19 protein-coding genes are annotated in these 22,073 nt (G+C 57.5%); 11 read left to right on the top strand and 8 right to left on the bottom strand.

The window, feature by feature from the left end; translation table 11 throughout:
• Positions 1 to 66 precede the first annotated feature (66 nt).
• Positions 67 to 1,047 (bottom strand): RNase adapter RapZ, encoded by a 981-nt coding sequence (gene rapZ, locus AD948_RS07580; protein ID WP_061471368.1) that lies wholly within the window; start codon positions 1,045 to 1,047, stop codon positions 67 to 69.
• Between the two features lie 302 nt (positions 1,048 to 1,349).
• On the opposite strand from rapZ, the gene AD948_RS18150 reads away from it, so the two are divergent.
• Positions 1,350 to 1,724: a RidA family protein gene (locus AD948_RS18150; protein WP_140385918.1), complete on the top strand. Its 375-nt coding sequence runs from the start codon at positions 1,350 to 1,352 to the stop codon at positions 1,722 to 1,724.
• A gap of 133 nt (positions 1,725 to 1,857) precedes the next feature.
• Here the strand turns inward: AD948_RS18150 and AD948_RS07570 are convergent, their stop codons facing one another.
• A complete protein-coding gene (locus AD948_RS07570; protein WP_006557851.1) occupies positions 1,858 to 3,633 on the bottom strand; it encodes an ATP-binding protein in 1,776 nt (591 codons plus the stop codon).
• A gap of 27 nt (positions 3,634 to 3,660) precedes the next feature.
• Positions 3,661 to 4,374 (bottom strand): response regulator transcription factor, encoded by a 714-nt coding sequence (locus tag AD948_RS07565; RefSeq protein ID WP_006557852.1) that lies wholly within the window; start codon positions 4,372 to 4,374, stop codon positions 3,661 to 3,663.
• A gap of 190 nt (positions 4,375 to 4,564) precedes the next feature.
• Between AD948_RS07565 and AD948_RS07560 the strand changes: the two genes are divergently transcribed.
• From AD948_RS07560 to AD948_RS17700, 9 genes are all read left to right on the top strand, one after another.
• On the top strand, positions 4,565 to 5,167 hold the full coding sequence (locus AD948_RS07560; protein ID WP_006557853.1) for a nucleotide exchange factor GrpE: 603 nt from the start codon (positions 4,565 to 4,567) through the stop codon (positions 5,165 to 5,167).
• Positions 5,168 to 5,363: 196 nt separating this feature from the next.
• Positions 5,364 to 7,277 (top strand): molecular chaperone DnaK, encoded by a 1,914-nt coding sequence (gene dnaK / locus AD948_RS07555; RefSeq protein WP_006557854.1) that lies wholly within the window; start codon positions 5,364 to 5,366, stop codon positions 7,275 to 7,277.
• A 151-nt stretch (positions 7,278 to 7,428) separates the two neighbouring features.
• Positions 7,429 to 8,568 carry a molecular chaperone DnaJ gene (dnaJ, locus tag AD948_RS07550; protein WP_061471367.1) on the top strand — a complete coding sequence of 380 codons (1,140 nt, stop codon included), beginning with the start codon at positions 7,429 to 7,431 and terminating at the stop codon, positions 8,566 to 8,568.
• A 26-nt stretch (positions 8,569 to 8,594) separates the two neighbouring features.
• The gene (dapB, locus tag AD948_RS07545) at positions 8,595 to 9,389 is read left to right on the top strand and encodes a 4-hydroxy-tetrahydrodipicolinate reductase (protein ID WP_061471366.1); all 795 of its coding nucleotides are present in this window, start codon (positions 8,595 to 8,597) and stop codon (positions 9,387 to 9,389) included.
• Between the two features lie 305 nt (positions 9,390 to 9,694).
• A complete protein-coding gene (gene metK, locus AD948_RS07540) occupies positions 9,695 to 10,882 on the top strand; it encodes a methionine adenosyltransferase (RefSeq protein WP_039903637.1) in 1,188 nt (395 codons plus the stop codon).
• Between the two features lie 22 nt (positions 10,883 to 10,904).
• Positions 10,905 to 11,618, top strand: coding sequence for a tRNA (guanine(46)-N(7))-methyltransferase TrmB (gene trmB / locus AD948_RS07535; RefSeq protein ID WP_061471365.1), 714 nt, complete (start codon positions 10,905 to 10,907; stop codon positions 11,616 to 11,618).
• Between the two features lie 94 nt (positions 11,619 to 11,712).
• A complete protein-coding gene (gene purH, locus AD948_RS07530; protein WP_061471364.1) occupies positions 11,713 to 13,290 on the top strand; it encodes a bifunctional phosphoribosylaminoimidazolecarboxamide formyltransferase/IMP cyclohydrolase in 1,578 nt (525 codons plus the stop codon).
• Positions 13,291 to 13,408: 118 nt separating this feature from the next.
• Positions 13,409 to 14,161 carry a hypothetical protein gene (locus AD948_RS07525; RefSeq protein ID WP_035377143.1) on the top strand — a complete coding sequence of 251 codons (753 nt, stop codon included), beginning with the start codon at positions 13,409 to 13,411 and terminating at the stop codon, positions 14,159 to 14,161.
• Positions 14,162 to 14,294: 133 nt separating this feature from the next.
• Positions 14,295 to 14,459, top strand: a complete 165-nt coding sequence (locus tag AD948_RS17700) for a DUF1328 domain-containing protein (protein ID WP_006557861.1) — start codon at positions 14,295 to 14,297, stop codon at positions 14,457 to 14,459.
• Between the two features lie 176 nt (positions 14,460 to 14,635).
• Here the strand turns inward: AD948_RS17700 and AD948_RS07520 are convergent, their stop codons facing one another.
• The 3 genes from AD948_RS07520 to AD948_RS07510 all read right to left on the bottom strand — a co-directional run bounded on the left by AD948_RS07520 (position 14,636) and on the right by AD948_RS07510 (position 18,790).
• Positions 14,636 to 15,598, bottom strand: coding sequence for a DMT family transporter (locus tag AD948_RS07520; protein WP_061471363.1), 963 nt, complete (start codon positions 15,596 to 15,598; stop codon positions 14,636 to 14,638).
• A 161-nt stretch (positions 15,599 to 15,759) separates the two neighbouring features.
• Positions 15,760 to 17,820, bottom strand: coding sequence for a glycine--tRNA ligase subunit beta (gene glyS / locus AD948_RS07515; RefSeq protein WP_061471362.1), 2,061 nt, complete (start codon positions 17,818 to 17,820; stop codon positions 15,760 to 15,762).
• A 4-nt stretch (positions 17,821 to 17,824) separates the two neighbouring features.
• Positions 17,825 to 18,790 (bottom strand): glycine--tRNA ligase subunit alpha, encoded by a 966-nt coding sequence (locus AD948_RS07510; protein WP_408736057.1) that lies wholly within the window; start codon positions 18,788 to 18,790, stop codon positions 17,825 to 17,827.
• A gap of 177 nt (positions 18,791 to 18,967) precedes the next feature.
• Between AD948_RS07510 and AD948_RS07505 the strand changes: the two genes are divergently transcribed.
• Positions 18,968 to 19,747 (top strand): DUF2076 domain-containing protein, encoded by a 780-nt coding sequence (locus AD948_RS07505; protein WP_058987893.1) that lies wholly within the window; start codon positions 18,968 to 18,970, stop codon positions 19,745 to 19,747.
• Between the two features lie 38 nt (positions 19,748 to 19,785).
• On the opposite strand, the gene AD948_RS07500 is transcribed toward AD948_RS07505, so the two are convergent.
• Entirely contained in the window at positions 19,786 to 20,256 is a 471-nt protein-coding gene (locus tag AD948_RS07500) for a helix-turn-helix domain-containing protein (protein WP_061471361.1), read from the bottom strand.
• Between the two features lie 127 nt (positions 20,257 to 20,383).
• Positions 20,384 to 22,024, bottom strand: a complete 1,641-nt coding sequence (gene lnt, locus AD948_RS07495) for an apolipoprotein N-acyltransferase (RefSeq protein ID WP_061471360.1) — start codon at positions 22,022 to 22,024, stop codon at positions 20,384 to 20,386.
• Positions 22,025 to 22,073 lie beyond the last annotated feature (49 nt).

Below are 22,073 nucleotides of genomic sequence, written 5' to 3'. Positions count from 1 at the left end.
AGGCTGAGCTGCGTTGCAGCGGCAGTAAAAGTCCCTTCAGAGGGACGGAAGAGGCGAGGAATTTCTTTAACTGACAGGTGGAAGAGCTTCATCCGCAAGGCTGCCGGTTGGCTTTCTGGCCCATCGCCACGCACCCAGCCCCTGCCGGGCCAGTTCGCGGTGCATGATCATGATGGGCCACTGGCCGGACCCCTGATAGGTGCCCATGCCATCCGGTGCCGCAAGGCGCTTGGCAAGGGCTTCCACCAAAGTCACGGAGCGATGGCGTCCGCCAGAACAGCCAATGGCGATGGTGGCGTATTTCTTTCCTTCCTGCACAAAGCGCGGCAGCACCAGTTGCAGCATGGTGTGAATCTGATCCAGAAACGGAAGATAATCCGAATCTTCAGCCACATAAGCCGCTACATCAGCATCCAGCCCGGTTTTGGGGGCTAGGGCAGGGTCGTAGTGAGGATTGCGTAGGAAGCGCGCATCAAACACAATGTCGGCCTCACGCGGTAAACCTGCAGGAAAGGCGAAGGACATCAGGGCTACGGTCAGCCCTTCGGCTGATCCTCCCTGCCACGGGCTGAAACGGCTTTCTACAAACTGCCGTAGTTCTGGTGGCGGCATGTCCGAGGTATCAATGACCAGATCTGCCGCAGCGCGGAGGGGCGCGGTCAGTATTGTTTCTTCCTCAATCCCTTCCTTGATGCTGCCGTGCAGGGCAAGGGGGTGACGGCGCCGGGTTGCTGTATAGCGCCGCAGCAGCACGCTTTCTTCCGCCGTGGCGTAGATCAGTTCAACCCGCAGGTTGGGGTTCACGCGTAGCCGCGCCAGTGCCTCCAGCACAGCAGAGGCATCAAACCCCCGGGTGCGGGAATCCACACCAATGGCCACGGGGCGTTCCGCGCGCGCCACAATGTCATCGAGCATTCCCAAGGGGGGATTATCAATAACCTCGTGGTCCAGATCTTCCAGAATGCGCAGGATTGAGGACTTGCCAGCACCAGATAGCCCTGAAACCAGCAGGATACGGCGTGGAACAAGTGTATCATCCGCGCACATTACATCTGTTCCTTTCTGTGGCCTGAGGCGGGCAAAAAGTTTTCAGGCCTGCATGGCAAGCGGGGAGCCAGCGCCTGCGGTGGGCAAAGCAGGCATCCGGTCCTGAATAAAGCACTGACCCAAATTACGGTAGCGGCATTATGCTCGGGTCACCCCATGTTACGCAATATGTCTGCACAGCTTTGGTGTGGCAATGCCTGCCTGCACCGCGTGCATGCCATGCTTTACACCATTATGATGTATGTATTGTTACGAAAGAGCAATTTGCGATTTTTACAGGCCTGACGGTATGATGGATGCTCATGACTGACGCGTTACACCACACTCCTTTTGGTTCTCCTTCTGCCGCTATGCCACGGGTAGAGCACACACCGGCAGGGATACGGATCAGGGGGCTTCGGTCCTCTTCTCCGCAAACGCAGACCATAGCGGAGCAATGTGCGGCGGCGTTGGAGACGGGAACGGCTATTCTGGCGCGTGATGATCTGTCCCTGAAAGATGTCACGCGGGTGGTGTATATCATTGAAGGGGCAGCCGATTTCCCTTCCTGCTTTCCCTTGTTAAGGCAGGTTTTCTCCAATTTTTCGCCATCCCTGACCTTTATGTGGGTCAAGAGCATGACCCCTGCTGGCGTGAAAATAGAACTCGAACTCTGCGTTGAAGCGGAGCCCGTCTAAAAAACGCAGACGCCTTTTCGCGTTGGTGACAGGCCATAACAGCCAACGCGCTCTCCCTTCAAAAAATAGCTGACAGAGGTCTGGCTGCTCTCAAATCCGGCTTTGCGTGCGGTTTTGCTTGTAGGATGAGCTGTCAGGTGGTGACTTTGGGCAAGCGCACTGTAAAGCGGGCCCCGGCGACATTGCCTTGTGCGTCATGCCGGTTTTCAACAGCGATTGTGCCGTGCAGCGCTTCCACAATCTGGCGGCTGATGGAAAGACCCAGCCCGGAATGCTGGCCAAAATTCTCGTTCTTGGGACGCTCTGAATAAAAGCGGTCAAAAATGGAATCGAGTTTGGCCTGTGGAATGCCCGGTCCTTCATCCGAAACGGAAATCGAGATCATGTTCCCGGCAGGTGCTGCTTCCAGCAGAATGTGGCCGTTGGGTGGGGAAAAGGAAATGGCGTTGCCAATCAGGTTGCGGAGCACCTGCACCAACCGGTCTTCCACCGCCAGAGCGCGGAGGGGATGTTCGGGGGAATCGCCTTCCACTTTTGTGGTGATGATCGGCTGACCTTCCTTGCGGGTGGCCTGATGGATTTCCGCCAGAACAGAGAGAAGCGGTTTGATGGAAACCGGCTCGGCCTGAGCGCGGGACATTTCGGCATCCAGACGGCTGGCGTCAGAGATATCGGTGATCAAACGGTCCAGACGGCGAACGTCTTCGTTGATGATGGTCAGAAGGCGACGCTGCTGATTTAGGTCTTCAATACGGAGCAGGGTTTCAATGGCGGAGCGGATGGAAGAAAGCGGGTTTTTGATCTCGTGACTGACATCCGCGGCAAACCGCTCAATGGCGTCCATCCGTTTCCACAGCGCCTGCGCACTGGCCTGCAGGGCGCGGGCCACATCGCCAATTTCATCGCGCCGCGCCAGCAGGCGGGCTGGCACGGTCCCTGTGCGCCCCGAAGATTCGCGCATGATCTGGGCGGACGCTGCCAACCGCAACAGGGGGCGGGCGATTGTAAGGGACAGATACCATGAGAGCAGGATGGTAATAACCAGAACCGTGAGGAACAGGGATAAAATGGAGGAACGCACGGCAAAAACCGAACGATCAACCTGAGATGCGGCGCGGGTAAGCTGGATAATCCCGACCGTATGGCCATCACGAATAACGGGCTCCGCCACGGTGATGATCAGGCGGCCATTGGCTGTGCGGCGGATGTAGGGAGGGGCTTCTGGCGGCGGGCGAAAATTGGGACCGTTGGCTTCTGGCGGACGGGCCGGGTCTGCGGGGATGTCGGCCTCGTTTGTGTCGAGCCTGACAATATTGGTTTCGTTACTGCGCCACACCCATGTCAGCAGGCGTTCAAAAAAGCTGGGGCCAAAAGGGGGCGGCCCGCTTGGGTCATTCACGCCGCCTGGCGGCGGAGGGCGATAGCCATGACGGAACGGAAAGGAGTGGGGGGGATGGTCCGGCTGATCAGCCAGGTTATCCGCCACCAACTGCCCATCCGGGCCAAAAAGGCGGGCATGTGCGCTGGGGCTGGGCTCGGTCAGGCGCAGCAACAGGCGGCGGGCCTGTGAGGATTCCAGTGAAAATTCACCATCCGATCCAGTGCTGCGCGCGCGCGTATTGCGCACAGCACTTTCCCCAAGGGCTCCGGCATAGATGCGCGCCTGCTCCCGCAAGCCTGCAACTTCTGTGGTCAGCAGGCTGTTTCGGAACTGATTGAGAAACAGCATGGTGACTGCCAGCAGCGCGAGCGGCAGAATATTAACCAGCATGATGCGCCGCATGAGCGGAGAGACCAGCCGTGTTTTGGAGGCCTCATACGCGGCGGTGGCCTCAATGCCACCCTGCTTGTTGCCCTGCCCCGGCAGCTTCAGACTTTTCAGTCTGGAGAGCGAGGAAGAAACAGACATGCGTGTCCGTTGTGTCACCAGCGGGCCTCAGTCTTCCCGGTATCGGTAGCCAATGCCGTAGAGGGTCTCAATCTGGTTGAAATTGTCATCAACCTGCCGGAATTTCTTGCGGACACGCTTGATGTGACTGTCGATTGTGCGGTCATCCACATAAACCGTGTCCCCATAGGCGGCATCAATCAACTGATCGCGTGACTTCACCAGCCCGGGGCGCTGGGCCAGCGTTTTTACCAGCAGGAACTCCGTAACCGTCAGCGGGACATCCTGCCCGTTCCACGTGCATTTGTGGCGCAGTTCATCCAGAGAGAGCGGACCGCGGACCAGTGCACCGCCAACTGGCGTGCCATTGGCTTCCGCACGGCTGACTTCGTTCCGGCGCAGCAGGGCGCGGATGCGTTCCAGCAGCAGGCGTTGGGAAAAGGGCTTGGTGATGTAGTCATCAGCGCCAAGGCGCAGCCCCATAAGCTGATCCACTTCCTCATCCTTGGAGGAGAGGAAGATGACCGGCAGATTGGACCGGGCGCGCAGGCGCTGCAACAGTTCCATGCCATCCATGCGGGGCATCTTGATATCCAGCACGGCCAGATCAACAGGATAAGCCGTCATGCCCTGCAGGGCCGATTCGCCATCAGTATAGGTGCGGACGTGAAAGCCTTCGGCTTCCAGCGTCATTTGTACCGAGGTCAGGATGTTGCGGTCGTCATCAACCAGCGCAATCGTCTGCTTGGTACGCTCTACCATTGTGTGCGTGTTCCTTCATCGCCTTCAACGCCAGCCCATGAGCATACGGGGTTCGCCCTGTTTGCGCCATGGGGGCAGAGTCTTTCATGTTGCCGCGTTTTTTGAGCACGGCTTGCATGCGTTGTAAAATCATCATCGCGGTGCCGTGCGGGTCTTGTCGGTTCCGGACGGGTTGCTTACTTCTTGGTGCATGACCCACGATACAGATCCCAACCGGGTCGGCACGCCGGCAGAGCCGGCTGAAACCGACCAGATCTCCCAGCCTCAGGAAGCGGTTGCACCTGAAGCGGAGACCCATGCCGAGCCGTCCTCTGCTGCCGAGGGCCGTCTTCAGGAGCTTGAGCAGGAAGCTGCCGAGTTCAAGGAGAAATGGCTGCGGGCCGAGGCCGATAACCAGAACCTACGCACCCGTGCCAAGCGGGATGTGGAAGACGCCCGGCAATATGCCGTGCAGAAATTTGCGCGGGATGTGGTGGAAGCGGCTGAAAACCTGCGCCGTGCGCTGGCCAGTCTGCCTGCGCATCAGGAAGGGGAAGACAGCGTTCTGACCAAGATGCGTGAAGGCATTGAAAGCACTGAACGTTCTTTCATCTCCATTCTTGAGCGTCACGGCATCAAGTGTGAAGACGCGCAAGGCAAGACGTTTGACGCCAATTTGCATCAGGCCATGGCGGAACAGCCGAGTGCTGAGCATGCGCCGGGCACTGTAATGCAGGCATGGACGCCGACATGGACGCTGCACGGGCGTCTTCTCAAGCCTGCCATGGTGGTGGTGGCCAAAGCACCGGAATAAGCCGGGTTTCTGGCAAGGGTATGGGTGGTAAAAATTTTGTTTGCCAACGGCTTGCTTCTACTTGAAAGAGCGCAGGCCGCACCATACATCAGGCTTAACACTCGCAACCTGTTTTCCGGCAAAGGAAAATCAGGTGAGAGACTAAGGACCCAGTCCGGTGCTTCGGGCCAGGCTAGGTCGCTGAAGGAGAGTATGAATGAGCAAAGTTATTGGTATTGACCTTGGTACAACCAACTCCTGCGTGGCCGTGCGCGAAGGGAATGAAAACAAGGTTATTGAAAACAGCGAAGGCGCACGCACAACGCCGTCCATGGTTGCTTTCACCGAAGGTGGTGAAATGCTGGTTGGACAGGCTGCGAAACGTCAGGCTGTCACCAACCCGGCAAACACATTCTATGCCGTGAAGCGTCTGATTGGTCGTCGATTTGATGATCCGACCGTTCAGAAAGACAAGGAAATGGTGCCTTACACCATCGTCAAGGGTGACAATGGTGATGCATGGGTGGAAGCGCGCGGCACGAAATATGCCCCTTCCCAGATTTCCGCGTTCGTGCTCGGCAAAATGAAGGAAACCGCCGAGGCTTACCTTGGTGAAAAAGTGACGCAGGCCGTTATTACCGTTCCTGCTTACTTTAACGATGCCCAGCGTCAGGCAACGAAAGACGCCGGTCGTATCGCCGGTCTTGAAGTGCTGCGTATCATCAACGAACCTACAGCAGCGGCTCTGGCTTACGGGCTGGAAAAGAAGAGCGGCGGCACGGTTGCGGTTTATGACCTTGGTGGCGGCACGTTCGACGTTTCCGTTCTGGAAATTTCTGACGGCGTGATCGAAGTGAAATCCACCAACGGGGATACGTTCCTGGGTGGTGAAGACTTTGATAACCGCATCATCGGGTATCTGGCGGATGAGTTCAAACGCGAACAGGGCATTGACCTGCGCGCTGACAAGCTGGCTCTGCAGCGTCTGAAAGAAGCTGCTGAAAAAGCGAAGATCGAACTGTCTTCCTCCAAGGAAACGGAAATCAACCTGCCGTTCATCACCGCAGACGCTTCTGGTCCGAAGCATCTGGTGCTGAAGCTGACCCGCGCCAAGCTGGAAAGCCTTGTTGATGATCTGATCCAGCGCACGCTTGAACCCTGTAAGGCTGCTCTGAAAGACGCTGGCGTCTCTGCTTCTGAAGTAGATGAAGTCATTCTGGTTGGCGGCATGACCCGTATGCCGAAGGTGATTGAGGCTGTTAAAAGCTTCTTCGGCAAGGACCCGGCCCGTAACGTGAACCCGGACGAAGTGGTGGCCATTGGTGCAGCCATTCAGGGTGCGGTGCTGAAAGGTGACGTTAAAGACGTTCTGCTGCTGGACGTAACCCCGCTGTCTCTGGGTATTGAAACCCTGGGTGGCGTGTTTACCCGCCTGATCGACCGCAACACCACCATCCCGACCAAGAAGAGCCAGACCTTCTCCACCGCGGAAGACAACCAGAACGCGGTGACCATCAAGGTCTATCAGGGCGAACGTGAAATGGCGGCTGATAACAAGCTGCTTGGCAACTTTGACCTGACGGGTATTGCCCCGGCTCCGCGTGGTGTGCCGCAGATTGAAGTGACGTTCGACATCGACGCCAACGGTATTGTGTCCGTGTCCGCTAAGGATAAGGCAACCGGCAAGGAACAGCAGATCAAGATCCAGGCATCTGGTGGTCTGTCTGAAGGCGATATCGAACAGATGGTCAAGGATGCTGAAGCCAATGCGGCAGCAGACAAGGCCAAGCGTGAACAGGTTGAAGTGCGTAACAACGCTGAAAGCCTTGTGCATCAGGTTGAAAAGTCTCTGTCTGAAGCGGGTGACAAGGTTCCTGCTGCTGACAAGACAGAAGCTGAAGGCGCTATTGCTGCGGTTAAGACGGCTCTGGAAGGCAGCGATGCCGAAGCCATCAAGAGCGCAAGCGATCGTCTGACACAGGCTGCCATGAAGATTGGTGAGGCTGTATATAAGGCTGGTCAGGCTGGCGAAGGTGCTGCTCCGGGCGGTGCCGGTGCGGCTGGTGCCAACCCGAATGAGGAAAAAATTGTCGATGCGGACTTTGAGGACGTAAACGACAAAAAAGCCTGATCGGGCGCGACTACCACGGGTGGCGGGGGTGACTTTCCCCTGCCATGACCGTTTTTTCTCTGGCGTCCGTGCTTCCTGGAAGGCGGACGCCTTTGTCATATCTGACACATGCTGCGCTCAGTAAGAGGCAGAACTCCGTAAGAGGATTTTCATGGCCACCCAGGTTGATTACTACGAACTTCTTGAGGTCTCCCGCACAGCATCGGCTGACGAAATCAAGAAAGCCTATCGTAAGATGGCCATGAAATATCACCCGGATCGGAATCCTGGTGATGAAGAGGCCGAGGCCAAGTTCAAGGACGTCAACCAGGCCTATGATGTTCTGAAAGACGAGCAGAAACGCGCCGCATATGACCGGTTTGGCCATGCTGCTTTTGAAGGCGGCGGTGGCGGTGGCCCCGGCGGGTTTGATTTCAGCGGTTTTGGTGGCGGTGGTCTGGGCGATATCTTCGAACAGATGTTCGGGGACATGATGGGTGGCCGTCGCGGTGGCCGTGCCCGTACCGGCAGCGACATCCAGACCCATGTTGAGATCACGCTGGAAGAAGCGTTTTCCGGCGTGAAAAAAGATGTGCGGGTCATTACCCGTGTGGCCTGTGAGTCCTGCCATGGCACCGGGTCCAACGATGGTGCGACAGGTGTGACGGTTTGCCCAAGCTGCCATGGTGCGGGGAAAGTCCGCGCCCAGCAGGGATTCTTTGTGGTGGAACGGCCGTGCCCCACCTGCCACGGTACCGGCAAAAGTGTGAAAGACCCCTGCAAGGCCTGCCATGGTGCGGGCACGGTGGAAAAAGAGCGCACAATTGGCGTGCAGATTCCCGCTGGCGTGGAAGATGGCACCCGTATCCGCATCTCTGGCGAGGGCGAAGCCGGGCAGGGCGTGCCGCCGGGTGATCTGTATGTGCATGTGTCTGTCTCGGAACATTCCATCTTCCAGCGTGATGGTGCGAATGTTTATTGCCGTGTGCCGTTGCGCATGGGCCAGGCTGCTCTAGGCACGGAAATTGAAGTTCCCGTTATTGATGGCGGCCGCGCAAAGGTAAAAATTCCCGCAGGCACGCAGACGGGCGAACATTTCCGTCTGCGTGGCAAAGGGTTCTCCGTCCTGCGTTCCAGTGCGCGGGGGGATATGTATATTCAGGTCACTGTTGAAACACCGCAGCATCTGAACAAGCGCCAGCGCGAATTGCTGGAGGAGTTTGAGAAAGAAGCCGGTGAAAACGTGAAGGGCAGCCCGGAACACTCCGGCTTTTTTGCCCGCGTGCGTGATTTTTTTGAAAACAAAAGCTGAATTTTGACACTAAAGGAACAGCCCGCATGACAGAAAAATCCCTTCGGGTCGGGATTGCCGGTATTTCAGGGCGTGTGGGCCAGTTGCTGGTAGAAGAAGTACAGGCGGCCGGGGCCATTCTGGCGGGGGGCACGGCCCGCAAGCCGGGTGGTGTTGTCGGCTTGCCGGAAAATGTCCCTGTTTTTTCGGACATGGCATCTTTGGCAGCAATCAGCGATGTGGTGATTGATTTCACTCATGCAGAGACAGTCGTGCCTCATGCTCAGGCTTTGTCTCAGCACGGTACGGCGTGGGTTCTGGGCACCACGGGTCTTTCTGCTGAACAGAGTGCTGCCGTCTATAAGGCCGCGCAGACCATCGCTATTGTGCATGCGGCCAATTTTTCGCCAGGTGTGACGTTGGTGCAGCGTCTGGCGCAGATGATGGGCCGTGCATTACCGGCTGAGTCCTATGATGTTGAAGTGCTGGAAATGCACCATCGGCAGAAAGTGGACGCTCCATCAGGCACGGCTCTGGCAATTGGGGAAGCTGTGGCCCAAGGGCGTGGTGTGGCTCTGGTTGATGTGAAGGAAAGTGGGCGAGACGGGCATACCGGTCCGCGCAAAACCGGCGCTATCGGGTTCGCTGCTCTGCGCGGTGGGCAGATTGTCGGGGAGCATGATGTTCTGTTTACCTCGGCTGATGAGCAGATCACACTCTCGCATCGCGCGTTTGACCGGCGTATTTTTGCGACCGGAGCGGTAAGAGCGGCTCTCTGGGTGGAAGGCCATGCGCCGGGATATTTTGGTATGGAAGATGTTCTGGGGCTTCCGCCTCTTTAATAAAGGCGGCCTTTTTGGAACGCGCCCCAGCCCTTTGCCGGGGCGTATGATTTACGAAGTTTTGCTGTAAATAAAAATAGTTAGCCGTTTTTTTCATAACGGCAAAAATGGCTTTGCAGTTGTAAATGCTCATGAAAGCGGCGGTTATCCGCTAATCCACCCGCACGGGAGCGACGGACATTTTCTACGCATGGCGGCAATACACTTGACCATTGGTCACTATTCCGCCACACGGTTTCGTCCCCTTTCCTCAAGGGTGATATCACAATTCCTATTTCACAGTGCGTGGGGCAGACGGCACCATCATGCGTAAAGACGGCGATTTCCTGTTCACTTCGGAATCTGTTTCCGAAGGTCATCCCGATAAGGTTGCGGACCGGATCAGCGATACTGTTCTCGATGCCTATCTTGCAGCAGACCCTGAAGCTCGCGTGGCCTGTGAAACCTTGGTTACCACCAATCGGATCATTCTGGCCGGTGAAGTGCGTGGCCCGGCTTCCGTTACCTCAGAAGGCCTGATTCAGGCCGCGCGTGATGCGGTAAAGGACATTGGTTACGATCAGGAAGGTTTCTCCTGGCGTACGGCTGATGCCGCCAATTACCTGCACGCACAGTCCGCTGACATTGCTGTTGGCGTTGACAGTGCCGGTGAGAAGGACGAAGGCGCAGGCGACCAGGGCATCATGTTCGGTTATGCGTCTAACGAAACCGACACCCTGATGCCGGCTCCGCTTTATTATGCACACCGCATTCTGCACGAAATCCGTGATCTGCGTCGCGCTGGCGATGCACGCGTTGCGGGCTTGCAGCCGGATGCCAAAAGCCAGGTTACGCTTCATTATTCCAATGGTCGCCCCGTCAAGGCAACGTCCGTGGTGATCTCCACCCAGCATGATGCGGGTATTGATCAGAAAGAACTGCGCGATCGTCTGGGCGGTGTGGTGCGTGGTATTCTGCCGGAAGGCTGGATGCCGGAAGATAACGAATTCTACGTTAACCCGACCGGTGTTTTCGTGATTGGCGGCCCGGACGGTGACTGTGGGCTGACCGGTCGTAAGATCATTGTGGATACCTACGGTGGTGCAGCCCCGCACGGCGGCGGCGCATTCTCCGGCAAGGACCCCACGAAGGTTGACCGCTCTGCCGCGTATGCCTGCCGCTATCTGGCCAAGAACGTTGTGGCTGCTGGTCTGGCTGATCGTTGCACCATTCAGCTTTCCTACGCCATTGGCGTGTCTCATCCGCTGTCCGTTTATGTGGATCTGGATGAAACCGGCAAGGATGTGGATGAAGCCCGTCTGGGCAAGATTCTGCGTGATGTGATGGATCTGTCTCCGCGCGGTATCCGGAAGCATCTGCGTCTGAACCGTCCGATTTATGCTGAAACATCTGCTTATGGTCATTTTGGCCGCAAGCCGGATGATGCGCGTGATAACTTCACGTGGGAACGCACGGATCTGGTTGACGCCCTGCGCAGCGCACTGAACCGCTAAGAAGAAAAGCCTGACGTTACCTATGACGGACGATGCCCGCGCGCCTGATGTAAAGCCGCCCCCTGAGCGACTCTATGGACGGCAGCGCGGCCATCCGCTCCGCCCGCGTCAGGAACGTCTGCTGGAGGAAGCGTTGCCCCGGCTCCGCTTCCCGCTTGATAAGGCAGCCACACCGGTTGCCGGTTTTGGCAAGCCGCCCCGGCAGATCTGGTTTGAAGTCGGCTTTGGGGGAGGAGAACACTCCTACGCCCAACACACCGCACATCCTGATATTGGCTATATTGCCTCAGAAGTTTTTGATAACGGGCTTTGCTCGCTCCTGACCCGCCTTGTGCCGGTTGGGCAGGAAGCAACCGCACTCATTCCGGACATGCTGCGTTTGTGGGATGATGATGCCCGCATACTGCTGAAGGCCATGCCGGACGCCTCGCTGGACCGGCTGTTCCTGATGTTTCCGGACCCATGGCCCAAGGCACGGCATGCCAAACGCCGTTTTGTGCATCCCCAGAATGTTGAACTGGTTGCCCGCGTGCTCAAACCCGGTGCTGTGTGGCGGGTTGCCAGTGATGACCCAACCTATCAGGCATGGGTGGAAGAGGTGATGGCGGCGCAGCCTTATTTTGAAGCGCCCCCACCTGCCACCGAACGGCCAGAAGGCTGGTTCCCCACGCGGTATGAGGCAAAAGCCATCGCCGCAGGCCGGCAACCGCTTTACTGGACATTTACCCGCCGCTGAGTGCCTGACCTGCCTCAGCATACGGTTGCTCTGGCACGGCAGGTTGGGTAAGCAGCCGCTTTACAGCTTTTAGCCGTGCGAAAGGTCTCCGCTTATGAGCCAGTCCCCGCAGCCTGTGCGCCGCGCTCTGATTTCTGTTTCCGATAAAACGGGGCTTCTTGACCTTGGGCGCGCTCTTGTGGCGCACGGGGCGGAAATTCTCTCCACAGGGGGGTCCGCCAAGGCCCTGCGGGAGGCTGGCCTTCCGGTTACGGAAGTTTCTGATCACACGGGTTTTCCTGAAATTCTGGATGGGCGCGTCAAAACGCTGGTGCCCCAGATCCATGGCGGCATTCTTGGTCGGCGCGATCTGCCTGCCCATGTGGCGCAGATGGAAGAACACGGCATTGCCCCGATTGATCTGGTGGCGGTCAATCTTTACCCGTTTGAAAAGACGGTTGCCTCTGGCGCAGGGGCTGAAGACTGCATCGAAAATATTGATATTGGCGGCCCGGCCCTGATCCGTGCGGCAGCCAAGAACCATGATCATGTTGTGGTGTTGACGGATACGGCCCAGTACGCCGGCCTGATTGACGCCCTCAACAAAGGCGGCAGCACGCTGGATCAACGGCGCGCTTATGCGGGTGCCGCCTATGCGCGGACTGCGGCTTATGATGCCGCTATTGCTGCGTGGTTTGCCAAGCAGGCGAATGAGGTTCTGCCCGAACGCTTCACACTGGCTGGCCAGCGTGCAGAAGTGCTGCGTTATGGTGAAAACCCCCACCAGCAGGCTGCTTTCTACCGTGATGGCAGTACCCGCCCCGGCGTGGCGACCGCTGTGCAGGTGCAGGGCAAGGCGCTTTCCTACAATAACATCAATGATACGGATGCCGCGTTTGAAGCCGTGTCGGAATTTGACAAACCTGCCGTTGTCATTGTGAAGCATGCCAACCCGTGTGGGGTGGCTATCGGCTCTTCCCTGACGGAAGCGTGGCAGAGTGCGCTGCGCTGTGATCCAGTTTCCGCCTTTGGGGGAATTGTAGCGCTGAACCGCACACTGGATGCCGCAACGGCGGAACAGATTGCCGGTATCTTTACTGAAGTGATTGTTGCCCCGGATGCCGAAGAGGCCGCTAAAGAGGTTCTGGCCCGCAAGAAAAACCTGCGTCTGCTGCTAACGGGTGCTCTGCCTGATCCGGCAGCAGCAGGGGTGGTTGTGCGTTCCGTGGCGGGTGGGTTCCTGGCCCAGACGCGCGATAACGGCCGCATTACACCAGACTCCCTGCGTGTGGTGACCAAACGCGCGCCGTCCGCACAGGAAATGGCAGATCTGGAATTTGCCTTCCGTGTGGCCAAGCACGTGAAGTCCAACGCCATTGTCTATGCCAAAAACAACGCAACTGTGGGCATTGGCGCAGGGCAGATGAGCCGCGTTGATTCCGCCCGAATTGCGGCGTCCAAAAGCGGGGAGGCCGCCAAGGCCGCTGGCTTGGATGCGCCGCTGACCCAAGGTTCAGTTGCGGCGTCTGATGCCTTTTTCCCGTTTGCTGATGGCCTTGAAACCATTGTTGCGGCAGGGGCCACGGCTGTTATTCAGCCTGGTGGTTCCATTCGGGATGATGAGGTGATTGCTGCGGCGGATGCCGCTGGAATTGCCATGGTCTTCACTGGTATGCGTCATTTCCGTCACTGACACGCTTTTCCGGCTCTTGCCGGAACGGCTTTCCTGTCGAACAATGGCGTAAAGTTTCACACATCTCTGTCTGGTGTCGATCAGATGCCGGGCGGAGATGGTTTCATTGGTTGATCCCATGCGCCTTTTGCTTTCTTTTCCAGCATCGCTGCTGGCTTCTTCCATTGCGGTGGCCGCACCGGCCGCACACCATGCCTCTTCCTCACAATATGCCGCGCATCAGACTGTTACGGAGCAACAGGCTGTTGGCGTGTATGATCTGTCCGGTCTGCCGCAGTTCAGTGGCAAGGTGGCGCAGTTTCTGCCCTCTCCTCATGGCAGTGTGACAGGGCTGGTGCTGGAAGATGGAACGCAGGTTCTCGTCTCGCCGGAGCAGGGGCATACACTGGCCGGATTGGTAAAGCCGGGTGATACGGTTTCCATCCGCGGGCTGAAGGCGCGTACTCTTCCGCTTATTCGGGCTTTTGGCATTACCAGCCCGCGCGGCCGTGGCATGCAGGATAATTTCATCTCCATGCCGCAGCAATCGACCGAGATGATTGCAGGGCCGGATATTGTCCTGCATGGCGAGGTCTGGCTCTCCCTCTATAATCTGGATGGGCAGGTAACGGGGGCGGTGCTGAAAGATCACTCCGTTGTCTATCTTTCTGCGCGTGAAGCGGGCCGCGTGGCGGCATGGCTCAAGCCGGGTCAGCCCCTCTATGCGGTAGGCACCGGCAGCAGCGGGGAACTCGGCACGGCAATTGATGCGCGTGAGATCGGGCCTTCTGCCAACCAGTTGACAGGCATTGCTGTTGGTAATGGTCCGCCCCCCGGCCCGGCACCGGGGAGTGCAGGGTATGATATCATTCCTGGGTCAGAGGAGCACTGAGGCCGTCTCTTCAGTTTGCTATCGTTTCTTTTTTGGAGAACTTTCAGGCCGTTAGCGCGTTGTATCCTTAGAAGCATAAGCATGCCGAAGCTTTCTCTGAACAGGGGCAACGGTTTTCTTGAGGAGAGACGCGATGGCGATTTTGAGATGGGTTCTTGTTTTTCTGATTTTGGCGCTGATCGCTTCCGTTTTCGGGTTTGGCGGCGCGGCGTCCAGCTTTGCTGGAATTGCCAAAATTCTGGTGTTTGTCTTTGTGGTTCTGCTGGTGATCAGCTTCTTCTTTGGTCGCTCTCCATAACAGCATTTTCACGAACGGATAGGACGAGACAAAAGTGTGGTGGCTCTTTGCCCCACACTTTTTTTATGGCCTGACATCGAATAAAGGACGTGCAGAAAGCGGGCTGATGCGGCTTCACCAAATGGTTACCGCTTTTGATGCAGGATGGGCAGCGGGGGCATAAAGCTCCGGCAGGTTCAGGCCTGTTTTCTATGTGCGGCCATGCACCACAATACTCCGGTAACCAAAAAGATCATGGCGAAGGTTTCGGTACCGGTGGGCCAACGGTGTTCCCACAGAAAACTATAGAGCAGGGCGAACAGGGTTTCGAACACGATCATCTGCCCACTCAGGGAGAGCGGCAGAAGGCGGGCTGCCCTGTTCCAGAATCCGTTACCAATGATGGATGAAAAAATCGCCACACCACCGCATATGGTCCAGAAGCGGAGCCAGTCCATGCCTGCGTGGGGTGGATACCCTGCAGACCCAGGGTAGAAAAAAGCAGGAAGACCGAGTGCCAGTGCCTGTGCGCCAGTGACAACGCCCGTCAATAAAGACCAGTCATGCCCACTGATGTGTGGCCGCCGCCGAAGCCACCGGCTGTTCATGACAGAATACGCCGTCCAAGAGGCCAGAGCCCCCACCGCACAGAGAATACCCAGCGCATAGTCCCACATCGAGGAAGGCAGAGGGGAAGAACTGGACGCTGACGTGTGAAGCCATGATCCGCAGACAATCAACACAATGCCCAAAACGCTGAGCAGAACAGGTGCCCCAACATGCCTGAGCGGCATGCTGTCCTGATCGCGTGAGACGCAAAGTAGCACAGTAATGGGCAAAAACCCGATAATCAGGGAGGTAGCCGGGCCGCCAATCAGCGGGACGGCGGCGGCCAGAAACACGTAGTAAATAAGATTGCCCAGCAGGCTGAGCCAGAACAACGCTCGCCATTCTTCCTGATTGACCTGCTGGCTGACCATTTTCCAGCGAGGGGCGAGCATCACACAGGAAAGGATGCCGTACAGGATATAGCGTCCCGCTGCCATCTGGAGCGGACTGAAATCCTGCAGGAGCCGAGGGACAAGAAAAACAATGCCCCACAGGGCACCTGCCATCACGCCATTGGCCAATCCGGCCAGCAATGTTCTGGATGAGGTCATGAAAAGAGAACTTTCCTCAATCAGATAGCGTCAATCAGGCAGAAGGAAAGAAAAAGCGGGCTGAGGGCAGGGAATGCAGGAGAGCCGAGTGACTTTTTCTTTGTTGTCAGGCGTCACAAGAAAAACCCCCGTTGGCAGCAGATGCCAACGGGGGAAGAAGATTACCCTTCAATCTGGGTAAAATCGGCAATCAGGCGCATCATGCGGACCAGTCGGGCCAGAAGATGCAGTCGGTTAAGGCGTAGTTCAGGTTCAGGCGCGTTGACCGTCACGGCCTCAAAGAACTTGTCCAGTGGCGCGCGGAGTGTTGCGGCCTCCTTCATCGCATCGGTAAAGCGTTCTTCTGCAAACGCCTTTTCCACAGCCGGTTCAACGTGATCCAGTGCGCTGGCCAGATCGCGCTCTTCGGTCTGGGTGTACAGGCTGGCATCTGGCGTTTTTTCGTGCGGGCCATCCTTTTTGTCTTCAATGCGCAGAATGTTGGCGGCGCGACGGGTGGCCGCCAGCAGATTCTTGCCATCCTCCGTTTCCAGCATGTCCTGCAATGCCTGGGCACGGGCGAGCAGCCGCACGATATCTGTGTCCGTATTGCCGACCGAGATGGCAGCCAGACAATCATACCGTGCGCCTTCTGACCGCAGTTGCACGCGCAGCCGTTCAGCAATGAACTGAGGCAACAAGCCCAGATCAGGCGCATTCTGCAAGGCTTCGGGCAGCGCTTCTGCTGCCAGCGTGAAGAGCTTAACCAGATCCAGCCGCAGGGTGTTTTCACGGATCAGGCGGATAATGCCCAATGCTGCACGGCGCAGGCCAAACGGGTCGCCAGAGCCGGACGGTTTTTCACCAGCCGCGAAAAATGCCGTCAGCATATCAAACCGATCAGCCAGACCCAGCACAACGGAAACCGGCGCTGTGGGCACGGTGTCTCCGGGGCCGCGCGGCATGTACTGTTCACTGATGGCGGTTGAAACAGCCTGTGTTTCACCATCATGACGGGCGTAATAGCCACCCATCACGCCTTGCAGTTCAGGAAACTCGCCAACCATGCCGGTTGTCAGATCCGTTTTGCTCAGCAGCGCTGCACGTTCACAGTCTTCTTTGGATGCACCGACCATGGGCGCTATCAGCCCGGCCAGCCGCACCATGCGTTGTGTGCGTTCCCCCTGCGTGCCCAGTTTGGCATGGAACGTGATGTTATCGAGCGCTACCAGACGAGAGTGAAGGGTCTGCTTGCGGTCCAGATCCCAGAAATGGCGGGCATCGGCAAAGCGGGCACGAAGCACACGTTCGTTCCCCGCCACAACAAGCGCGCCGCCATCCGTTGGCACAATATTGGCCACAAAGGCAAAGCGGGGGGCGGCTGTGCCATCACTGTTGCGCAGAGCGAAATAACGCTGGTTCACGCGCATGGAAACCTGCATCACTTCAGCAGGCAGATCCATGAACTGTTCATCAATCCGGCCCAGGAAGGGCACCGGCCATTCCACCAGTCCGGCCACTTCATCCACCAGTCCGGCATCAGGCACAACGGAAAGGCCTTCGCTTCCAGCCAGTTCGGCCAGCCCTTTGCTAATAACCGTGCGTCTTTCAGCAGCGTTGACCATGACAAACCGGCTACGCAGTGTTTCCTGCCAGTTGGCTGTTCCACTAACGGTCACGGCCCCCGGAGCCAGAAAACGATGGCCTTCTGTCTGGTCTCCTGCCTTCAGGTTGTGGCCGTTATCATCGCCGTGCGCCAAGGTGAAAGGAATCACGTTTCCATCCAGCAGGCACAGGATGCGGCGCAGCGGACGCACCCACGTAAAGCTGCTACCTGCTCCCCATCTCATGGATTTCGGCCACGGAAAACGCCGTAACAGATCAGGCAGGGTCGCAACAAGATGGTCCTGCGCACTCAGGGCGGGTTCCTCGCGTTCCAGCACCCAGAAGCCATTTTGCAGGGTCAGGGCCTCGCGGGAGACGCCATGCTTGCGGGTAAAGCCGTCCAGCGCCTTGTCCGGCGCGCCTTCACGCGGGCCGCGTTCGGAGAGGGTGCGGCCCGGCACCATGGCATCAAGCGTGCAGGATGCGGCAATGCGGCGTGGCCCGGTATAGGCTTTCAGGCCTTCAGGCTTGAGGGGGGCCAGGGCTTCAGTCAGCAGCCGCACCAGCGTTTCGCCAGCCTGCTGCTGCATGCGGGCAGGAATTTCTTCAGAAAACAGTTCTATCAGCAGTTCAGGCATGATCTTATTTGTCCTCGCCAGCCAGCCAGGTCTCGCAGCAGAGTTTCGCCAGGGTACGCACACGCCCGATATAGGACGCACGTTCGCTCACGCTGATCACGCCGCGCGCATCCAGCAGGTTGAACAGGTGGCTGGCCTTCAGGCACTGGTCATAGGCAGGCTGGGCTATACCGGCTTCGGCCAGTGCAGCACTTTCTTTTTCGGCATCAGCAAAATGGCGGAACAGAAGATCTGTATCGGCCAGTTCAAAATTGTGGCGTGAGTAATCCTGCTCCGCGCGCAGAAAGACATCGCCATAAGTCAGGCCCGCACCGTTGTAATCAAGGTCGTATACATTTTCCACGCCCTGCACATACATGGCCAGGCGTTCCAGCCCGTAGGTGAGTTCCGTGGAAGGGAGCACAACGGGAATACCGCCAACCTGCTGGAAATACGTGAACTGGGTGACTTCCATCCCATCACACCATACTTCCCAACCCAGCCCCCATGCGCCGATGGTCGGGTTTTCCCAATCATCTTCCACAAAGCGGATGTCATGCTTGTCAGGATCGATCCCGATGGCGCGATAGCTGTCCAGCAGCAGTTTCTGGCTCTCTTCCGGCGTGGGTTTGAGTAGAACCTGGTACTGATAATAATGCTGGAGCCGATTGGGGTTCTGCCCATAGCGGCCATCAGACGGACGGCGGCACGGCTGTACATATGCGGCCTTCCACGGTGTGCTACCCAAGGCGCGTAATGTGGTGTGCGGGGAGAGCGTTCCCGCTCCAATTTCCTGATCATAAGGCTGGAGAATGGCGCATCCCTGCCTGGACCAGAACTGATGGAGGGTCAGGATCAGGTCCTGAAAGGAAAGAGGCCGCTCAGTAGGGCTGGGAGACGCCGGGTCCATGGTCAGGATGAAACTCCGTAGTGTGGCTTGATGACGTGGTACAGTCAGATAAACGCCCAGCCGTAAACCAGCCGGGCGCATGATGCGCCACACCATACAGATGTGCGCGGCATACAGGAAGAGAACCTGGTGAACTCGTGCCGTAGCCCTCTTGCAACGCTCCTGCCCGCGCGCCACATCTTGAAGAGAGTGACGTGGCAGCATGCGTAATGTTATGTTCGTATGGAAACAGCCCGCAGTCAGGCAGGAAGGTATGTGATGAACAACGAAGAACGCGACCTTATCTCGAAATTTGTCGCACGGGTGAGCGGTGCGCCACAGGGTGGCTTTGGCAGCGTGCCCAGCACCCGGCCCAACCTGCCGCCGATCGACCCGGAAGCAGATAACTTCATTGCACAGGAATTCCAGAAATATCCGGAAGCCCGCTATCGGATCACGCAGATGGCGGTTGTGCAGGAAGCCGCGCTGGTAGAGGCGCAGAACCGTATCCAGCAGCTTCAGTTCCAGCTTCAGCAGGCACAACAGCAACTGCAGCAGGCCCAGCAGCAGAAACCTGCTTCAAGTGGTTTTCTGGGGGGGCTTTTTGGTGGAGGCCAGCGTCCTCAGCAGGCCCAGCCGCAGCAGGCTCCTCCGGGTTGGGGTGGGAATCCGGGTGCCGTGCCGCCGCCGCAGTATCAACAGATGCCGTATGGTATGCAGCCAGGCATGTTCCAGCGCGGGGGCAGCGGGTTCCTTGGGTCCGCGCTGACAACGGCCACGGGCGTTGCCGGCGGGATGCTGGCGGCCAATGCGCTAACCAGCCTGTTCAGTGATCATCACGGTGCGGGGGCCGGAATGGGTGATGGTGGTTGGGGTGCGGGCGCGCCGCAGAACGAAACCATTATCAATAATTATGGAGACGCCGCTGATCCGTTTGCCGGGCAGGGCACTACGGCTGATCCGAATTTTGATGCCGGAAACAATGCAGACTGGGGTGGCCAGGATGCGGGCGGTGACGGCGGAGATTTTGGCGGCGGCTGGGGTGACGATAACTTCTGATCAACCGGAAAGGGGCGGATCTTCCGCCCTTTTTTGTATCAGGACGGATCTGTTTCTTTCTTGTCCTTGGCGGGCCCCATGGAGCGGATGAGGTCCAGCATGTGTTTGCGTACCGTGGCATCTGGTATGCTGTAGTAAGCGCGGATCAGTTCAAGTGTTTCCTTGCGGGCAAGCAAGGGCATGTCGTCCTGGGCAAAACCGGGAAGAGGACGGCTGGGGGCTGCTCCTTCAAATAGCGTTTTTCTTTCCGCAAGCCCGAAATAATGGGAGGAATGCGTGTCTGCCCGCTGGGGGAAGGACGGTTTTTCCTGATCATCAAAGAAGAAACTGACAGGCACATCCAGTGCGGCGGCAATTTGATAAAGGCGAGAGGCCCCAACGCGATTGGTACCGCGTTCATATTTCTGGATTTGCTGAAATGTAATGCCAACGGCTTCGCCCAGCTTTTCCTGAGACAAGCCCAGAAGCATGCGACGGAGGCGGATACGTTTGCCAATATGCGTATCCATGGATGTAGCGCGTGGAGAACTGGACGAACTGACCGGTTCCTCTGGAGATGGAGTGTGTGTCACGGTGCCTCTCACGGATGAAGAGACCGACATATAAATCCTATATTAAGACATTATAAAGGAATAATTAACGCTTCAATGTGCTTTTTGTGTCTTTTTGGTAAGTAATCAAAGCAGAGAACATACAGATAAGGCACAAAATAAGTGGCAGAATTCTGCCAAATTGAGCAAAAAACGTCTTTTTTAAGGCAGGCGGTAAAGCCACAATTAAAATGTCAGCTTTTCCCCAATTTATACGTTTCAGTTCGTGCCCATATCCATCATAGGCAATAGATATACCTGTATTTGCTGCGCGCGCCACGGGTAAACCTTCTTCTACAGCCCGTAGTCTGACCGAGGAAAGGTGCTGGCGTGGCCCCGCGCTGTTTCCAAACCACCCATCATTGGTCACATTGGCCAGCCAACGGGGGCGGTCTTTCTCATCCACGACCGCACCAGAGAAAATGACCTCATAACAAATCAATGGCCCAACACCCGGCACGTTGGGCAGATGCCATGTTTGCGGGCCGGGGCCAGCCGCCATTCCGCCCTGCGGTACAATCTGAAGCGGGATGAACGGAGGCTGATATTCCCCAAAAGGAACCAGCCGTGCTTTGTCATAAACAGCTTCAATGCCGCCATCCGGCGCAAGGGCCATTACGGAGTTACGGTAGCGGTTGTCTGTATCCAGCCTCAGCGCGCCAATAATTCCGGCTTCTGCGCCTGCCCCCCATGCCATGATAAGCTGACGGGCGCGGGGACTATCCTGCAACAGATCATAACCGGGAAATGATGTTTCCGGCCAGAGAAAGACGATTGGGCTGGAGGCGAGGGCGGGTGTGGTCTGCTTCAGCTTCTGGGCCTGTAATACGCCGCTGGCTGTCAGCCTGAGGTAGCGCAGAAAAATATCGCGTGGGTTCTGGTGGCCCACTTTTTCCGTTTCCGGCACATTGCCCTGCACAATCACGGCAATGGGTCCATTCTCTCCGGATGGGTGGACGGCATGGAGTCGGAACAGGCTTGCGCTGAGTCCTCCCCCCACAATCAAGGCGGCAAGTGCCAGAACGCGCCAGCGGGATGTGGGGGTAGGCAACAGCACGCACTGTTTTCCCTGCCGGGTGCGCCATGCATCCTGCAAGGCTTCGCCACAGAACAACGCTCCAAGCACCAGAAGAAGCGTGAGGCCATCAACACCAATCCACGCGGCAGGCTGGATCAGCACATCTCCCACGCGTCCGGGTATGGCCAGAGAACTTCCAAGCGGATTCCATGGAAATCCGCTGAACAGAAACACACGGCCCATGTCAAACAGGGTCCATGCACCTGCAAAAAAGACCATGCGCCGAGGGCCGGGGCGCGCCAGCAGGCTCAGTGCCGCTGGGGCTGCTGTCATGGGGGCGAGGATGAGGGCGCAGCCAAGGGACGGAAATGGCACAAACCACCAGAATTCTTCCGCACGGATCATGACGGCATTGACCAGCCAATAAAGGCTGGCGGTGTAGAGCCCGAACCCGAACAGCCCACCAGCCCATGCGGCTTCTTTCCATGTGGTGGCGCGATTGATTACCCGCCCCAGCATGGGGAAGGTAAAAAGCAGGATGGGCAGAAAATGGACGGGGGGCAGAGCAAGGGCTGTCAAAGCCCCGATGCCAAGCATGAGTGCCGCCCGGCGTAAAGCAGAACGACGCTTTTCAGAAGAAGAGGCGCGGAAAAAAGCAGGGCGTTTCACAACAGGATCAGGCCCATGCTGGCAGAGAACTCAAAAAATGGAGACAAGA

This window comes from Acetobacter senegalensis (assembly GCF_001580995.1).
Lineage (GTDB): Bacteria > Pseudomonadota > Alphaproteobacteria > Acetobacterales > Acetobacteraceae > Acetobacter > Acetobacter senegalensis.
The sequence above is the reverse complement of the archived record's forward strand: the minus strand, read 5'-3'. Positions and strand labels throughout refer to the sequence as shown.

Excerpts from the sequence above, each read along its gene's own strand:
- AD948_RS07500 (WP_061471361.1), bottom strand. The coding sequence starts at position 20,256 with ATGGATACGCATATTGGCAAACGTATCCGCCTCCGTCGCATGCTTCTG.
- rapZ (WP_061471368.1), bottom strand. The coding sequence starts at position 1,047 with ATGTGCGCGGATGATACACTTGTTCCACGCCGTATCCTGCTGGTTTCA.
- dnaK (WP_006557854.1), top strand. The coding sequence starts at position 5,364 with ATGAGCAAAGTTATTGGTATTGACCTTGGTACAACCAACTCCTGCGTG.
- purH (WP_061471364.1), top strand. The coding sequence starts at position 11,713 with ATGAGCCAGTCCCCGCAGCCTGTGCGCCGCGCTCTGATTTCTGTTTCC.
- AD948_RS07570 (WP_006557851.1), bottom strand. The coding sequence starts at position 3,633 with ATGTCTGTTTCTTCCTCGCTCTCCAGACTGAAAAGTCTGAAGCTGCCG.
- metK (WP_039903637.1), top strand. The coding sequence starts at position 9,695 with ATGCGTAAAGACGGCGATTTCCTGTTCACTTCGGAATCTGTTTCCGAA.
- trmB (WP_061471365.1), top strand. The coding sequence starts at position 10,905 with ATGACGGACGATGCCCGCGCGCCTGATGTAAAGCCGCCCCCTGAGCGA.
- AD948_RS07510 (WP_408736057.1), bottom strand. The coding sequence starts at position 18,790 with ATGCGCCCGGCTGGTTTACGGCTGGGCGTTTATCTGACTGTACCACGT.
- AD948_RS07560 (WP_006557853.1), top strand. The coding sequence starts at position 4,565 with ATGACCCACGATACAGATCCCAACCGGGTCGGCACGCCGGCAGAGCCG.
- AD948_RS17700 (WP_006557861.1), top strand. The coding sequence starts at position 14,295 with ATGGCGATTTTGAGATGGGTTCTTGTTTTTCTGATTTTGGCGCTGATC.
- AD948_RS18150 (WP_140385918.1), top strand. The coding sequence starts at position 1,350 with ATGACTGACGCGTTACACCACACTCCTTTTGGTTCTCCTTCTGCCGCT.
- AD948_RS07525 (WP_035377143.1), top strand. The coding sequence starts at position 13,409 with ATGCGCCTTTTGCTTTCTTTTCCAGCATCGCTGCTGGCTTCTTCCATT.
- AD948_RS07520 (WP_061471363.1), bottom strand. The coding sequence starts at position 15,598 with ATGACCTCATCCAGAACATTGCTGGCCGGATTGGCCAATGGCGTGATG.
- glyS (WP_061471362.1), bottom strand. The coding sequence starts at position 17,820 with ATGCCTGAACTGCTGATAGAACTGTTTTCTGAAGAAATTCCTGCCCGC.
- AD948_RS07565 (WP_006557852.1), bottom strand. The coding sequence starts at position 4,374 with ATGGTAGAGCGTACCAAGCAGACGATTGCGCTGGTTGATGACGACCGC.
- dapB (WP_061471366.1), top strand. The coding sequence starts at position 8,595 with ATGACAGAAAAATCCCTTCGGGTCGGGATTGCCGGTATTTCAGGGCGT.
- dnaJ (WP_061471367.1), top strand. The coding sequence starts at position 7,429 with ATGGCCACCCAGGTTGATTACTACGAACTTCTTGAGGTCTCCCGCACA.
- AD948_RS07505 (WP_058987893.1), top strand. The coding sequence starts at position 18,968 with ATGAACAACGAAGAACGCGACCTTATCTCGAAATTTGTCGCACGGGTG.